Annotated in this window: 8 protein-coding genes; all 8 read right to left on the bottom strand. The window is 50.2% G+C overall.

The window, feature by feature from the left end; genetic code table 11:
- Positions 1-65: 65 nt before the first annotated feature.
- Positions 66-545 (bottom strand): glutathione peroxidase, encoded by a 480-nt coding sequence (locus ACTHPG_RS20290; protein ID WP_440391251.1) that lies wholly within the window; start codon positions 543-545, stop codon positions 66-68.
- 226 nt (positions 546-771) lie between these two features.
- Positions 772-1,656: an ABC transporter ATP-binding protein gene (locus tag ACTHPG_RS20285; RefSeq protein ID WP_150365804.1), complete on the bottom strand. Its 885-nt coding sequence runs from the start codon at positions 1,654-1,656 to the stop codon at positions 772-774.
- A gap of 487 nt (positions 1,657-2,143) precedes the next feature.
- Positions 2,144-5,314 (bottom strand): GAP1-N2 domain-containing protein, encoded by a 3,171-nt coding sequence (locus ACTHPG_RS20280; protein WP_440391250.1) that lies wholly within the window; start codon positions 5,312-5,314, stop codon positions 2,144-2,146.
- On the bottom strand, positions 5,311-6,570 hold the full coding sequence (locus ACTHPG_RS20275) for a TRAFAC clade GTPase domain-containing protein (protein WP_440391249.1): 1,260 nt from the start codon (positions 6,568-6,570) through the stop codon (positions 5,311-5,313). The genes ACTHPG_RS20280 and ACTHPG_RS20275 overlap by 4 nt, the downstream gene beginning before the upstream one ends.
- A 90-nt stretch (positions 6,571-6,660) precedes the next feature.
- Positions 6,661-7,308 (bottom strand): beta-mannanase, encoded by a 648-nt coding sequence (locus tag ACTHPG_RS20270; RefSeq protein ID WP_440391248.1) that lies wholly within the window; start codon positions 7,306-7,308, stop codon positions 6,661-6,663.
- A gap of 19 nt (positions 7,309-7,327) precedes the next feature.
- Entirely contained in the window at positions 7,328-8,611 is a 1,284-nt protein-coding gene (locus ACTHPG_RS20265; RefSeq protein ID WP_440391247.1) for a vWA domain-containing protein, read from the bottom strand.
- Positions 8,612-8,697: 86 nt separating this feature from the next.
- Positions 8,698-11,133, bottom strand: coding sequence for a transcription initiation factor TFIID (locus ACTHPG_RS20260; protein WP_440391246.1), 2,436 nt, complete (start codon positions 11,131-11,133; stop codon positions 8,698-8,700).
- A gap of 14 nt (positions 11,134-11,147) precedes the next feature.
- On the bottom strand, positions 11,148-14,537 hold the full coding sequence (locus ACTHPG_RS20255; protein WP_440391245.1) for a tubulin-like doman-containing protein: 3,390 nt from the start codon (positions 14,535-14,537) through the stop codon (positions 11,148-11,150).
- Positions 14,538-14,721 lie beyond the last annotated feature (184 nt).

The raw sequence follows: 14,721 nt of genomic DNA, 5'->3' as shown, positions 1-14,721 counted from the left end.
GTATATAAAAATCAAAGGAGCCTATCCTTGCACATGCAAGAATAGGCTCCTAAAACGCTCATGTATTAACCGAGCAATTTCTCGATATCTGCTATCATAGTCTCCGGGGATTCTTTCGGTTCAACACGACCGACCACTTCACCTTCACGGTTAACAAGGAACTTGGTAAAGTTCCATTGGATGTCGCTTGTTTCACCTACGCCAGGTTGTTGCTCCTTCAGGTATTGGAACAGGGGATGTGTATCCGCACCATTCACATCTACCTTGGCGAACACCGGGAAATTCACACCATAATTAATCTGGCAAAATGACTCAGCTTCCTCACTTGTACCTGGCTCCTGCCCTCCAAACTGGTTACAAGGGAAACCCAGTACAACGAGACCCTGATCGCGATAACGATCATAGAGTTTTTGCAATTCACCATATTGCTTGGTTAGTCCACACTTGCTGGCTGTATTGGCAATGACCAATACCTTACCTTGATACAGATCCAGTGAGACTTCCTGGTTCGCGGTAGTTACCGCTTGATATGAATATACGGACATGACTGATTCCTCCCATGATACGTGTTGGTTTGGGCTGCGCCGAGCACATTAATATAACCAATGAACTTACAGCCTGTCTTATTATTATAAACCTGATCCGATGCGATTACCAAATTCCGGGTCTACCCATATTTCTTTACTCCCATGAATGCGAAAGAGCCGCATGCGATAGCGCACAGCGGCTTCATTCGTTCTATTATGCAGGGCCAACATATGGCCGAATTCATTAACTTCCTATCGCTTGAACGCGCTGTTCTGTCCGTCCTCCAGCATGAACCATTGCACTGTTCATGACCTTCGTATCTGGCGTTTTCGATTGCTGGCGTTCACCAGCAAGAGCGTATGGCAAGCAAAGCGGTACACCGGAGCGTGGATCAATCACAATATCTGCTTCAATGTTAAATACTTCACGAAGCACATCCGAGTTCATGACTTCCACAGGCGAACCATGAGCAATGGCTTTACCTTTTTTGATACCAATCATGTGATGTGCATAACGGGAAGCATGATTCAGGTCATGTACAACCATAACAATGGTACGGTTAGCTGTGGCATTCAGCTGCTCCAGCAGTTGCAGTACTTCAAGCTGGTGAGCCATATCCAGGAACGTTGTAGGCTCGTCCAGGAACAGGATATCCGTCTCTTGAGCAAGTGCCATGGCAATCCAGGCACGTTGACGCTGCCCACCGGACAGTTGATCAATCGGGCGATCATGGAATTCTGTCATGCCTGTCACTTCAATAGCCCATTCAATCATGCGTTTGTCTTCCGCACGCATGGAGCCAAATCCTTTTTGATAAGGAAAGCGACCATACGATACCAGTTCAGTAACGGTAAGTCCTTCTGGTGCTGTTGGATTCTGTGGCAAAATCGCAAGCTGCTTGGCAACTTCACGCGTGGACTGTTTATGGATGGACTTCCCGTCGAGTAATACATTACCTGCTTTTGGTGCCATAATGCGTGCCATCGTTTTCAGGATGGTTGACTTCCCTGAACCATTGGCTCCAACAAGTGCTGTAATTTTTCCTTGGGGAATCTGAATATTCAGATCCTCTACAATTAGTCTTTCCTCATAAGCGATATCCAGCTTGGTCGTCTCCAGACGAAACATGCGATCATCCCTCTCTCATTTATCCCGGTTATGTAATCCGGCTATGACAACGAAAACGAAATTGTAATTCTGTGTATTTCCGACGCAAATATCTTCTACACTAAAGATACTGATAATCATTATCATTTGTCAACATGAAAATGCAAATCTTCTGCTTGTTCCAAGCCTTATTCGGACCTTTTTAAGCACATTGGAGTGCTTCTTTATAAAAACATATGAGAGCTTTTCTCATTCAGCACGCGCATTTCATCACTTCTGCTCATCTCTCGAACTATTGAATCGCTAATTCTGTGTCGAAATTGTGAATATATGATTTTTCTATAACGATTGTTGCATCCGGGATAGGGATCAAAAAAAGATGACCTTGAAATCTATAGTCCAAGGTCATCTCACATACGCTCGTTTAATAAGGTATGAATTCAGCATTCAACAGTATTGGATCAAAAGACACTTCATGAATGTATGCAACATGCTCGAATAAAATAACTTACAGCTTCGGCTGTGGAATCAATTGGATTACAGTCATCCCGCCCTGGGTACTCTGCACGCTGGCAATACTCTCAGCATCAAGATCAGCCGGAAGTTCGATCTGTAACCCATACGGATAGAGACGATCTGCTTCTTCAATAGACATCTGGGCAGAAATCGTTGCATCCTCTTCATTGGATACGGATGTGTCAGGCGAAGTCGAGCCTGTATCCGGTGTTGTATCGGTAGCAGGGTCTGAAGTGGAATCACCCGATGTTAATGGGTCTGCCTGCTGACTGCCATCTTCCGCTTGCTCTGTGTTCTCCGCGTCTCCCGCTGCTACTGCTCCGTCCGTGCTTCCTTCAGAAGTACTGCCTGAATTGCTATCGGAAGGATCTTGGGTATCCGGCTCTTCATTGCGATTGAAGCTCTCCCGCTTGCCTGTGGTATCCAGCTCCTGAGTACGGCCATCTTTCATTGTCAATTGAAGTTTGCCTTGCTCATAATCGGTGCTTCCCGTATCGTTCCTGAAACGGATCACCAGCTTTGCAGGTAATTGCGAACCCTCCTCTTCACTTACAGGAATGATATAAGCAATCTGCTCCGCAAGCTGTACTTCGGGTTCAGCCGGTATGACAGGCTCCTGGGTAGATGGAGGAGATGCCACTGGCGGCTCTGCAGAATCTTTCATCCATGCATATGTACCGCCAGCAATGCCAAGAACCAGGATCAAAAGGAGTAATCCGAACAGATTCTTCCTCTTCCCCGTAAGCATCCGTACCAGTGGAGAGGACAATTCGGTCTTCGCACGGTCATAGGCCGGTTTCATCGTTTTATTCGCTCTCGCGTAATATGGTTTGAACGGCGACTTCGACTTGAAAGCTTCACGGTCATGGGCCTTGAAATAGGCCACGAGGGCATCCACATAACCTTTATGTGCATTGGCCCCCCGGACAAACATCCGTTGATCTCCTGACCATTCAAAGAATGGATACAAACCTTCAGCACGACTTGCATTGGTCCGGATGAATTCAATCAGGCCAGAATAATCCAACCGGTTACTTCCGCTTCCTCCCCGGTAGAAAGCCAATGGCAAAGCCTCATAGGCCGCGATCCCCGGCTTAGTCTGCAATTCTTCGGCAAGCCAGCGACGCGTCCAGCGTTGAAGTTCATTGCGTTCTGCCAGGGAGAGCACCTCCAACGCCTCTTCCTCATTCCCCTCGCCACTAAGCCAAGCTCTCGCAGCCAGCATTATGTTCGTTCGAGTCGATACATCAGAGCCCTGACGTGCCGCCCAATCTCGAACTTCATTACCATGCTGCAAAATATCAATGCTTAACAACTGTTCACGGTTAACCCGTTCCAGATCCAGATCCTGAATCATAAACAGGTTAATGACATAAGCAAGCTTGTCGGCAAGGCGGGTTAACTCCTCCTGATATGCCGGGTCTTGACCGGGAGAAGGAGATCCCCCTTTCCGATTAGGACGGACTGTAGATTCAGACTGACCAATTCGTGCCGTAACACCTGTATCATAGTAACCTTCAGCTGGTACCCGATCCAGTATGCTAACCCGTTGGAGTGCTTCATTCGCAGATTGCACCGGACCCGGTGCAGAACATAATCGTTCACGCAGCTCACTGGCTGTCCGCTCCAGCAAGAAGCTGTTGTGGATCGCAGATGGATGGGACGTAACCCATCTTCGGATCACTTCCACAACGTTCGCTGCCGATTCGGTTCGTTTCAGCTGATTGTCCAGATAAGGTTCAAATAATAGCTTGGATAGCGATTCATTGGCCAGCACTTTATCAAAGAAAGCCCGATTCAGCTGAGTATCCCGGTCCAGCACAGCATATAATTCCTGCACAGCACGCATACGTTTCTGGGCGCGGGCATTATTGACACCGTAGATGAAATAGTCCACGATCCAAGATTGCACCACGGGCACGGCAACGCGGAAGTATTCTCCAATGCGAGCAGCGACTGCTTCTTCGGGTACGTTCTCACGCTTCACGCTATCCAGTTCCCGGCTGAGTAAGGTCAGGAACAGCTCGTTCAGACGCGAACGTTGCCGTGCTCCACCTTCCGGCTTCAGATAGGTCAACAAGCCGCTCAGAACTTGACTTTTGTTATCCAAGTACAGATCTTCCATGCCTTGTTCAAGACCATAGAACACCGAGAGTTCGCCATAGGCTTCAATGGAAAGCTCCCTTCCAGGCTCCATGCCGGACAGCATCTCGTCGGCAAACGTATAGAACGCATCCGCAGCTCCAGGTTCCTGCAATAAAGCCCAGGCGAATTCCGCATAAGGCAACTTCGCCACAGATGCATCCGCATGTGTCACTCTGCCGGATACCAGATCAAAGGTGAAATCCTTCTCCGTATTCCGGTCTTTCGGACGTAACGTCCCCCGCTCTACAAACTGGACATGGATGCCCTTCTTGGCCAGTGGCTCCTTGGCAAACGTCATGAATCCCAGCTGACGCCGGAATGCATATGGTAACGCAGTATACAGCAAACGCAGCAAGCCTTTGGCCCCTGCGGTCACTTCTTCAGCGGGAAGGTCCAACGCAATGTATACTTTTCTGCGTGTCGCTACAGACTGCATCACCGCGTAGAGCAGGCGCTTGAACAGCACTTCGTTCATCTTCAGGGCGTTCAGCATCTGGCTTGGCGATAAATCTGCACTCAGACTGCCGCCAGGTTGAGCAGCTCTTGGCAGGCCCTGTCCGCTTCCAGTTGCTGTAGGCAATTCTGCAAGCGCAGGCAGTACTGTACCTTGTTCGATGTCATAGGACGTGGCGAACACGGCATCCAGCCAGCCGCCTTGCTTCATCTGCTCTTCCGAGCGTTCGGGAGACAAGACGTAGTTATGCGCAAAAAAGGCACTGCGCAGCCCCGTGAAATCCGCAGATTGGTACACATTTTGCCCAAGAATCGTCTCTCCACTCTCCAAATGAAGCAGGTGAATGGAAGCCGGAAACTTCGTCTCGTCCTTCTCGCTACGGCCTGTTAGCTCCGCTGGAGCGTCATAGACACAGTAGGGGTGAAGCACTTTTTTGATAAAAGAAGGGTCCAGTCCCGGCGATGCCGCAACCGTATCGAACCCCTCTGTTGTGCGAAACACCCCGCGCCGCTCCCGGGTATACAACTGTTGTTCAATGGGCGGGGTTACGGAAGAACGCATCATCCCACTCTCCCCTCAATGTACTTCAGCTTGTACAACAACCACAGGAAGGGTTCATCCACGCGGATCGGGCTAACCACACCCTGCAATTTCATATCCACCGGATTGCTGCCCAGCGCCGATACTGCGAAATAGGCCGTATCCTTGAAATACACATCCATCGTACCTTTGAACGGACGATCCACCTTCTCGATAAAACGGCGGATCTCCCCGTCGATATTCTCGAACTCGGTTAGGTCGAACCAATCACGGTGTACCATGTTGCGGAACACGTTACTATTCGATTTGATATAATCCCCCTCTTCATCCTTGAGGGAATGCAGCATGTCGCTTTTCGTGAGCACAACAGCTGTTGGAATATTGGTCTTGGCTTTGTCCTGATACGCAATAAAATCTCCAAACATCGTCAGCACCACGTCGCGCGGCTCATCGTATCGCGGTGTCCACTCTCCCGGCTCATTGCCGAGGTTAATGCGGATTTTGTCCCGAATCGAACGAATCTGAAGCGGGTCCACCATGAACAGGATACCTGCCGAGTTCTTGATGTGCTGCCCGTGAAGTCCGAGATAATCCTGCTCCACCATACCTTCACCCGCAACGTCAAAGAACACCAGGGTCAGCGGTGCCTTATCTTCGTCCTTGAACACAAATTGGAAGATAAACGGCTCCTGCAGCTTCTCCTTCTGTGTGGAATCGAGCAGATCGCCCCGTTCGAACAACGGTTCTTCATAATCCGCACGGAACCGACGGCTAATCTCCGCATTCAGCGGCATGCAAGCCGCGTCAAAATGATCGGCCGTATAATGCTGCAACGTATGAATCAATGAAGTCATGTAGACGGATTTTCCCACCTGGGATGCACCGATAATGGAAATGATATTGCTCGGTGCTTTACCCGCCGTAACAGGCAGCTCGTTATGACATTGCGGACACAGCCGGCGACGTGTAACGACACCGTAACGATCGTTCAGCCCCATCACGATGTTATCGGAATAAATCCGATGTTCCTCCGGTACATCATATGGAGCCAATACGGCCTCCATATCAAATACCGTATCGAGTCCGAATCTTTCGCGATACCGATTCAACTTCGCATCTTCCCCGAGTGCGTAATCCTCATCATCATCGCGGTGATGGGCGGCGCGAAACACCACCTCTTCCGGTGAAAACTTGCTGAAACAATAAGGACATACAATATCGTAAAACAGCGGGCGTTCCTCCGGCTGTTGTCTCTTCAAAAACCGACTAAAAAAGCTCATAGCCACTCCCCTCCCCTGATCAGTCAGACAAAGATGATTTACACTTGCACTACGATGACAGAGTAACTTTCCAATCGCTAGTCCAACGATCTAGTCTGATATAAGCCGATAGGCGGCTCCATATTTCGGTCCGTCCGTGAAGAATAATCGAACATAATCATCCTTGGCAACTTCAACGGGCGGCATCTCATTTCTTCCGGGAGCAAAATCACTCACAAAAGGATACACCGTACCATCTTCCTTATTCAGCGGAACCCCGCCCTGTTTGCGAACATAACAGAGTGCTTCCTTCGGAACAGGTACTTCCGCTGTGACGGTGATCAATACACTTTTTCGTTTCTGAAAAAAACCGCTCTTGTAGCGAATGGAGAAGCGGATATCCGCTTTTCCTGCGCTTGCAATCACCATGTTGTCCTCGTCTCGCTGACGGATCAGCACGGGCCCGTCTTCCTGCATCTGACACACATACACCGTGTACTTGATGGCCCCAAAACCCGTGATCCGATCGGTGTAACCATTGTTCGCCTTATATTCCTCTCTCGTGTACAGCTTCAGCTTGCCCTGTGCAGGCTCTACCCCGGTACGATCATCGCTCATCATATCCAGCTCCAGCCGTTCCACATACACAGCTTCAACCCGTTCGGGCCAGAGCCAGCGAAGTGTACAACGCCCTTCATCCACCGCAAGTGTCAGTTTTCGAATCAAGGGTGTCGAAGGGTCTGCATCCGTAAACCGCATGTCCATTGACCTCCCGACGTTAGAATCCTTTGCTGCGTGAATCTCTTGCTCTCTGACCGAATCCTTCGGCTGAAGAAGTTCCGCCGCCAGCTTCACGGCGTCCCCTGCTCTTCCGCGGCGTGTTCTCCTTAATCGGAACAATCCAGGAGAACAGGGTCAATACGCCAGATAATATGAGCATTGCACCAAGTCGTACGAAGGTATCCCCCACGTTCGAACCGTCAAGTCCCCACTCCAGCAGCAACCCTGCCAACAGACCCGATACCGCACCGCCGATACCAAAGCTGAACGCGAGATGGCGATTATCGAATACGAGTCCAAGGGATACACCCAGTGCTACGCCGATCAGCAACAAGGCTGCCACACGGAAAATCGCCAGATAAATGCTAGGCTCCATCATACCCGTGCGCTCCGTCACCAGCGTCCGTTCATCAATCGTATCGTAGATCTGCTGGAATGCCAGATTCAGACCACCGGAATCCGGTACATCATAGTACATCCCACCCGATTGTTGGGCAATATTACGCAGCAGATCCGTACCTGATGGGTCCACCAGACTTAAGCCGACTGTATGAATGGAAATCTGTTCGCTGGCATATTGGGACAAAATATCTGCCGTATCCGCTTCACTGAAACCATCCGATAACAAGATGACAACGGTACCTCGTTTCGGGTCCTGTTTGCCCTGAATCTGTTCCATGCCTTCCCGCAGCACGGCATCAAAATTGGTGCCGCCTGAAGTCGTGACAATGCCATCGATTTTGCCATAAACCTCATTCTTGGCCGCGTCACTATCCAGCGCAATAAACGGTTGCAACAACTGTGGCTGGTCATCAAACGTAATCACAGCTACCTGTTTGTCACTCTCCATTTGGCTGATCAGTGTCTTGGCTGCTTCAAAGCGTCCGTTATCCGGATCTGTCTCGCTCATGCTGCCCGAGTTGTCGATCATCAGTACGATGTCCTTCACTTGCTTCACACCGCCCGGATTGATCTGATACAGCAATTGCAGCGCGAGTCCAACAACAAACAACAGAGCGAGTGTTGCTGGAACAAGCAATTTCCACGACAGTCCCAGATATCGGAGCTTCCATGAAGCGCCATTCAGCTTGGGTGAGATCATCTCTGCGATCAAACAGAATAATCCAACGCTAAGCGCGAGTACGCCAAAGTATAAGCCCATCAGCAACAGACGCGGCATTTCCCCAAGCCATTGACGCAGCATGATTTCCCCTGCCGCAAAGCCCACTGCTCCGCCAATCAGGCTGAACAGGACCAGGAGAAGATTGATTTTTCGCTGCATGTCCACATGCATCCTTTCCATACCAGCCTTAAGCAGGCTGAGTTAATACAAGATTGTAGCAGGGTGTCATGACACAGTCGGCCGTCTTAACGGATGGGTAATAACTTTTCCGCCAGACCTGCGGGGTGAAGTTCATAACCATTCTCCGTGTACGAGTCATAATATACCTTGCCGTTCCGATACACCATGAGATCCTCCAGATGGAAACCTCCCATCAGATTCAGCTTCTCCACACCACTGCTGCGTTCTTCGTACACCACACCCAGCTTGTAGATGCGTGACGTCTCTTCGGCATGCGCCGCGTAGTCCATGAAAGCACTATGATGGTCACCAAAGAAGTACTTCTCTTCATACCGATGTTCCTGTGTATAATCGAATACCCGTACCCGAACGACCGCCTGATCCTCCAACGTGTGGTACAACCTGCGGAACAGATCATCCCGGGTCAATACGTCTTTGTCGCCGTAGGCAATCGTCACATTAGCCCGTTGCAACAGCTCTTCTTCAAATGGCAGTCGCAACGGCTCGGCCGTAAGCAGCAACGAGTGACATACCTCCATCAGACGTTTCAGCAGATGTTCATCACCTTCCGTTGCAAGCCGGTTCATATCTCCCATATACCGGTCCTCAAACCATACGTCCCGTCCGCGCTTGGCTTCCAGGTCGCTGATTAGCTCTTCCGTCACTTTGCCGTAGTATTCCATCACGTTCTGGCCGATGTATTCATCCGCAGCGGCGATACTTTGAACAGCCGTTTCTCGCAGTGTGCGTTCCAACGCTTCAAGAGCTGCTGTGACGTGGCGACTATATCGATGAAGCTCTTCCATCTCCGTATCGTAGATGCGCAGCAGATGTAATTCATTTTCCAGTCCCAGCAAGTCTACCTTGGGTACATACACTCGTTCCAGCATGCAGTCAATCAGATTGCGTACATTCTGCTTATCACGGAACAACGCCCGTTTGAACGACTGATCTTCCACTCGCTCTTGCTGACGTTGCTCCAGCAGGGCACGTGCCGATTCAAGCTGCATTGATTTATCCCTAATCAGTCCAAGCAGCGCTTCACGTACACTGCCAGGCTCACCGTCACTCCAGGCTGCCCATTGGAAGTAACCAACCTCTGGATGCTCCGCGCGGGATTGTTCAGCCTGACGACGAAGAGAAGCGCCGGAGCTGCGCTCTCGCACACGCTCTTCGACAAGACGGGTGACGTTATCCCGGAAGAAAGCTTCAGCTCCTTGCCCGAACAGCGCTCTCTCTGCTTCACGAAGCGAGAGAGGCTTCAGATCGGAGAAACTGACGTTATGCGTCATGATGCCACTCATGCCACTAACCAGATCTTCATTAGGTAGCAGACCTTCGACTTTGCGTTCCACCGAGGCCGCGTCCAATCCGAAGAAAGCAAGCTTGTCCTTGATGTTCCAATCCGGCTCCTGCCGCATCCGTGTCAGCAGATACCGATACATGTGGTATAACACCGCCAAGGCAATCGGTTTGTTGGGCCGCCTGATCTCGGCAAAACCCGCACTTGCATAACCATGTTGATCCGAGGTGGTACGAATATTGTTTTTGAAGGATGTATTGTTGTACGTGTTCGCTCCCGTGCTTGAAACAGTACCCGAGTATTCCGCATCCTGCTTCCTGTTCTTCAGCAGGCAGATCCGGCAGATGATCTCGGCATTTTCGATCCAGCCACCGGGAACGCCGGTACCACGCTCATTTTTGTCGGACAACAGATATACCAGATCAAATAATGGGGACGCGGGATGTGTAACGGGAATGGAAATCCCATCCTCCGTCACCAACAGATTATCGCTGAACGTGTAGTCCAGCGACTGCATATAATCCAGCTCCCGTAGGAAAGCAAGGCCTGCTGCGCTGGCATACCCGAAAGAATCCACCTGTTCCATCTCGCTGACCAATACATGCAGATCCGTTTGCACCGACTTGAAGGCTTGGGACAAAATAGTCTCCGTCAGCTTGGTGAGCTCTGGCAACAATACATTCAATGGATCATCGGCTCTGGTTACCACCGTAACGTAAATCCGATCAAATGACGAGTACAGCCGTCCATATTCGGCAATTCGGTTACTGACCCGCCGAAGCGTACGATTCAGGTCAAAGAGAGCCTGATCCGATTCGTGGAAACTGCGGTGCACATCCTTACGCCGTGTTTTGGACGGTCGCTCCGTCTGCCCCGCGGACAGCGGCAAGCGGTGACGAGTCACCTGACCATCATCGGACGAGCCACCATTCCTCGTTTCACCCGAACCCGTTGCCTGATCATCTGTCCCGATCTGAATGTAGACCACACCGTCTCCGTTATCCCATTTCAGCCGATTGATCTCCTGCACGGCAGACACGGCAGGTGCCACCAGATCACCCACAAACAGGAACAGCGCCGGGTAATGGATACTGCTGCGCCCATCACCCAGGCTGCCTTGACGCTCCTGCTCTATTGCATACTGCGCTGCATACTTCTCCAGATCACGCTTCAGGGTATTGTTCGAATAGAACTGCATCCCGGCCGCCACCCTTACTTCAGCCTTTTGCGAATGTCGTTCAGCTTGGACGACATCGTTCTGTAGAACTGATAGATGTCTTCTCCGTTAGCCAGTTCTACCCGCTCGTATTCCAGACGATCACGTGATTCCATGAACAGCGCAGCCAGATCATCCAGCTTCGTCAGCAATGGGGTGATATCTTCAGAAGCCGTCAGATCATTATCGCGACGGGAGGCTTTGCGCAGCAGTGTACTGCGATCCTTCTCCGCCAGACCACGGAAGTTGCCAAACACTTCATACTCGGCAAAGTTACGGCTCTTCATCAGGTTCGCAAACGGCTCCCATGCATCTTCTTCCGGATCACGGTCATAGACGTAGAGCGCACCTTTTTTGACGATGGTGTCTGTATAGAGCGCTTCGATGAAGCGGTCATACCACTGCTCTTCGTCCTGATACTGGGCCAGAATGCCTTCCAGTTCGGCAACTTTGGCCGAGATGGCATTCATCTTCGCCAGTTCCTCACGTACACGTGCGATCAGCTGTGGAGAGCGTACCAGGTTTTCTTTGGCCATATCTTCATTAATACTGCCGAAAATATCCTTAACTCCTACACGCGGCAACCCTTCGGATTGCAGACGTTTCAGCTCAATCACGGCCCGCTTCACTTCGCCGAGGTTCGGCGTGGTGGACGTCAGACGCATGTCGTAGGCTGCCAGTTTGGCGGACAAGTCAAATGCTTCTGTTGTCACAATCGCATACCGGTTGCTTGTATTCTCATCAATGGATTTGGCTGTCACAATGTTGTATCCGAGCGCCTGCTCGAACTCATTACGCACACGGGCGTTATACTGCTTCACGCGGGCATTCTCGTACACATCTCCCCATGATTTCTCCGGAATTGGAGACGGCAGATAGGTCCAGTTGTTTTTCTCCGTTTGCACCAAGTGACGACCAATGCCTTCTTTGTCCAAAATGGTACGTTCATAGCTTTCCTCATATACCTTGAGCGGAGTATACACAAAGAGCGGTACCCCGTTGCGGGTATTCAGCCAGAAGATCCGGTTACGCACTTCACTTTCCTTCACGGTAAAATGAGACTTGCCTACGGCATTGTTTTGATAATTGCGAATCCCTTTCAGAATGCCCGGTGCCTGTGCCGGTACGGATACAAATCCCCATGAAGGGAAATGCAGACTGCCTGTACTGTTGCTCAGATTGAACACTGGAACGGCCTCATCATCCAGCTTGCCAGCAATGAAACGTTCCACGAATTTCTCGACCGACTCATCCTGACCGTATTTGATCACGAGGAAATCTTCCATGGAACGGGTAATCAGATCACCGAATTTCTCACTCAGGAAGTCGGAGATGGAGCTGACGATATCAATCTCGTTCTCTTTCACCCACTGGCTGGAGTTTTCCAACAATTCACGGGAGAAGTCCCGGATCAGATCATCCGTATCACGTTTATCCAACAGCCCGTCCACCACACTTACGATATCCGGTACACTTACGACGTTCCAGTAATATGTCTTGTTGCCTTTGTGATCGGACTGTTCCTCGCCGCGTGTCAGCAGATCGCCGTTCTTCGCGAATATTGAGCTAAGGGCGTTCAGCGTCTCGGTAAATACGTTATAAATGCGGCTGTTCTCCTGATTCAGCAACTCATACAGATCTTCATAGAACTCGATCATCTGATCGTTGCGTTCCACGTCGGCGTGCAGCCAGTACTCATGAATTTTTGCTTCAATATAAGCATTCTTTTTCTTCTCTTTGGAGACAAAAGCACTCTTCGCATCGCCCAGCTTCTCTTCGGACTGCTCCTGAGCTGCTTCGATATCACGTGGAATGCGGAATGCATTCTCACGCAGGGTTTCGATGTACGACTGAATCATCTTCAGTACACAGAAGCCTTTTTCCGTATAAATGAGACGGGATACATAGAACGGACCTTGTTCGGGATGCAAAAACATACGCCGGATCTGTTCGGTGAACTGACCCGCAATTTCGCCCGGCAGTTGTTTCTTCGCCTTGATATATTCTTCACGAGCACGGGCCAGGAAGTTCTGTTCCAGTTCGGTGTCCATATTCACAACCTGTGATTTCACTACATTGCCATAGGATAAACGTTCGCTGTTCTGATAACCAGGCAGCGGCTCTGGTACGCGCGCTTCAAAGGACTTGACCACACTTTCGAGATCAATGCCCAGCTTGCGGGCAAACTTCTCGGTGTCCTCCTGGTTCGGTGCTTTGGAGAACATGGTGTTCATTTTGTCGAACATGCGATAAGCCAGATACGTGGTCATCTCTTCAATCGGTAGTACAGCCGAAGAGGCACCAATGATGTTGTAATCATAGTTAGCCGGGTACACCTTGTTCATCTGTGCAATGTTCGTGCGAATGTTACTGATATAGTCATGGATGGCGAACTCCTCACCAGACTGCTTCTCCTCACTTGCCATGAAGTTGGTAATGTTCTCGGCTGTGACGTTCATGCAGTAATCGTAGGCGTTCTCCAGCAGTTTGCCTTCGGTATTCGTTGCAGAGATCAGATGACACAGGTTAAATGGCGGCAGTGGTGAGTTGACGGTTAAAATATTGCCGTACTTCTGCGTAAACCGCTCACCGCGGCTATCCACGTTCATCCAGTAATCCAGCTCTTTAAGCGCAGCATATCCGTTCTTGCGAATGTATTCGCGCGTGTGTTCGCTCAAGCTTTTGTTGGACAGGTTCACGTCCGGCGTGAACAGGTATCCAAGCGTATTCACACGGTCAATCCCGGCAGAGCCGTGATCCCGTTCGATAATACCGCGCACGATGTAGGAAATATCGAGGAAACAGCCGCTGCCTGTACCGCCGGACAGACCTGTCAGCAGGAACACCATCAGTTTTTTGTTGGTGCCTACGGATAAGGTTTTGATTTTTTTGTCGATGGCCTGCACGACCTGATTAATCTTCGTGAACAGGAGCAGACGTCCAGCCTGACGCACACCTGCGGCGCCATTCATGCCGTCCGTGATGCTCAGTTCCGGAGACAGCCAGTCTGTAATGTACGGCTCCAGCACGCTGCGGTTTTGAAGAAGTCCGCCAATCTCGGCATTGGACAGCAATACAAATTCATTAATCGGATCGAGTCCGATTCCTTTATACTTTTTGGCGCGATCCTGTTCGTTCGTCTCAAAAGCCAGAAACTCCACATTGTCCGGCTTGTCCATTTTTTTCTTGGAAACCGGGTCCTGTGGCAGCTTGAAACGACGGTTGATCTGATATTTAAGGCGTAGCAGTGCATCAATACCTGTTCCTCCCAGACCGATAATCAGAATGGGGTTATCAATCGTATCGACCCGGATCTTCTCACTGACAATCCCTCCGCCAAGTGATACATCCAGTTGCTGAATATGTTCTCTAACAATCGGTTTCATTCCATATCCTCCCTTTAGTTAGACCAGTTGGGCACAAACTCATTACACTTGCCACTCCGATGACAGAGTAACCTTCCGATCGCTGTTATCCTCAGATTTTTTTGGTTCCCTTTTCTAAAGGGAGAAATCTGAGGATAAGCGTATGCTTCCGATGCAGCTTTCTTTTAGAAAGCTTTTAGGCGAA

The sequence above is a fragment of the Paenibacillus sp. SAF-068 genome (assembly GCF_051967555.1).
Taxonomy (GTDB): Bacteria; Bacillota; Bacilli; order Paenibacillales; family Paenibacillaceae; genus Paenibacillus.
Note: the sequence above shows the minus strand (reverse complement) of the source record. Positions and strands in the feature narration are given on the sequence as shown.

Bases quoted from the DNA above. Each gene is read 5' to 3' on its own strand.
- ACTHPG_RS20275 (WP_440391249.1), bottom strand. From the start codon at position 6,570: ATGAGCTTTTTTAGTCGGTTTTTGAAGAGACAACAGCCGGAGGAACGC.
- ACTHPG_RS20285 (WP_150365804.1), bottom strand. From the start codon at position 1,656: ATGTTTCGTCTGGAGACGACCAAGCTGGATATCGCTTATGAGGAAAGA.
- ACTHPG_RS20290 (WP_440391251.1), bottom strand. From the start codon at position 545: ATGTCCGTATATTCATATCAAGCGGTAACTACCGCGAACCAGGAAGTC.
- ACTHPG_RS20260 (WP_440391246.1), bottom strand. From the start codon at position 11,133: ATGCAGTTCTATTCGAACAATACCCTGAAGCGTGATCTGGAGAAGTAT.
- ACTHPG_RS20270 (WP_440391248.1), bottom strand. From the start codon at position 7,308: ATGCGGTTTACGGATGCAGACCCTTCGACACCCTTGATTCGAAAACTG.
- ACTHPG_RS20255 (WP_440391245.1), bottom strand. From the start codon at position 14,537: ATGAAACCGATTGTTAGAGAACATATTCAGCAACTGGATGTATCACTT.
- ACTHPG_RS20280 (WP_440391250.1), bottom strand. From the start codon at position 5,314: ATGATGCGTTCTTCCGTAACCCCGCCCATTGAACAACAGTTGTATACC.
- ACTHPG_RS20265 (WP_440391247.1), bottom strand. From the start codon at position 8,611: ATGCAGCGAAAAATCAATCTTCTCCTGGTCCTGTTCAGCCTGATTGGC.